1 protein-coding gene is annotated in these 1699 nt (G+C 76.0%); it reads right to left on the bottom strand.

Translation table 11 applies throughout. From position 1 onward, the window contains the following. Positions 1-1556: Hsp70 family protein (locus G6038_RS30625; RefSeq protein WP_165042661.1), on the bottom strand; the 1556-nt coding region annotated here is incomplete at its 3' end. Positions 1557-1699: the final 143 nt, after the last annotated feature.

Here is a 1699-nt window from a genome sequence, read left to right as displayed (position 1 = left end):
GTCCCGGCGGGGGCGGCGGTGCCCGGCGCCCCGGGTGTCGCCGCCGTGGCCGCGGCCCGGGTGCCCGGTGCCGCGCCCGGGGTGGTGCCGCTCGTGCCGGCCCCGGTGGTCGCGGTCGTCGCCGTGCCCCCGGCCGAGGCCGGGGTCGCGCCCGGGACGGTCTCGGAAGTGGAGACGCCCGCACCGGTCTCCGAGGCGTCGGAGGTGCCGAGCGTGCCCATCGCGAGGCCACCCGCGCCGAGCACGACGAGCGCAGCGGCCGCAGCCCCGGCGAGCGCATAGCGCCGCGAACGGGAAGGCGCCGGAGCCGCCGCAGCGCCGGCCGGGGGCGGGACCGGGACGATCACTGGGCGAGCCGGCGAGACCGTCTCGGTCGGCCGGTCGTGCAGGGTCGTCAGGGGCAGCGCGGTGGTGGGCACATCGTCGTCCGCCGGCGGCGTGACGGTCGCCGCGGCCGCAGAGCTCACCGTGGGCGGCTGGGCCGCCGCAGAGCCCACCGTGGGCGGCTGGGCCGCCGCAGAGCTCACCGTGGGCGGCTGGGCCGCCCCGAGGGCCGGGGTCTGGGCGGGGCGCGGGCCGGCGACCACCGGAATGCCCAGCTCCGCCGAGATCAGCTCGGCGACCAGGGGAATCGCGCCGCCGCCACCGGTGAGGAGCACCCGCCCCACGTCGGACGGCTCGACCCCGGCGCCGCGCAGCGCCTCGTGCACCAGCGCGATCGACGCCTGCAGCGGGCTGCGGGCGAGTTCCTCGAACTCGTCGCGGACGAGACGCACGTCCCGCCGCACCCCCGGCAGGTCGATCGCGACGACCGTCTCGGTGTCGGTCGACAGCTGTTCCTTCGCGGCCGTCGCGCGGGCACGCAGTTCGGCCAGCGCCGCCGTCATGGGGGCGGCGAAGGGATCGAAGTCGGGGACGTCGTCGCGCACGGTGTCCAGCAGGTGGGTGGTGACCAGGTGGTCGAGGTGACCGCCGCACACGTCCTCGCTGCCGATCGGGCGGCCGAGGATCACCGGCTCGGCGCCGGTGCGCAACACCGAGACGTCGAGAGTGCGGGCGCCGAGGTCGTAGACGACGACCACGCCGTCGCCGAGGGGGCCCTGGGCGGCGTCGAGCCAGCGCACCGCGGCGACGGGTTCGGGCATCAGCGTCACGTCGGGCAGGCCGGCCCGCGACAGCGCATCGCGCAGCGCATCCACGGTGTAGCCGGCCCACGGTGCCGGATGCGCCACCGTGATCGTGGGCGCCTCCGGCAGGTCGCGCGACGCCTCGTGCACCAGGCAGCCGATCGCCGTGGCGGTGAGATCCTCCCCGGAGTACGACGCCCCGTTGTCGGCGAGCACCCCGACCGGATCCCCGACCCGGCTCACGAAGTCGGTGAACACCAGCGAACCCGGCGCGGCCGGACGACGACCGAGGTGCGGCGCGTCGTCGACGGGAAGGTGCAGCTCGCTGGCGCGGGACAGGACGACCGGGCGGTACGTGTCGGCGCGATCGAACGCGGTGGCCGCCACCGAGTCCGCCGAACCGATCGTGACTCCGAGTCCTGTTGCCATGTCGTTTCGCTCCCCTGGTCGGGGCGGACGGATCCGCCGTGTCGCGTTGGATGTCGTAATCGGACACGATGTCGTTAGCCCGATTCGAGACCTTCGGCCCCGGCGCGGGGGGCGATCCCCCTATCCGTCCCGATCCCCTAACC

This window comes from Rhodococcus sp. 14C212 (genome assembly GCF_011058195.1).
Classification (GTDB): domain Bacteria; phylum Actinomycetota; class Actinomycetes; order Mycobacteriales; family Mycobacteriaceae; genus Rhodococcus; species Rhodococcus aetherivorans.
Note: the sequence above shows the minus strand (reverse complement) of the source record. Positions and strands in the feature narration are given on the sequence as shown.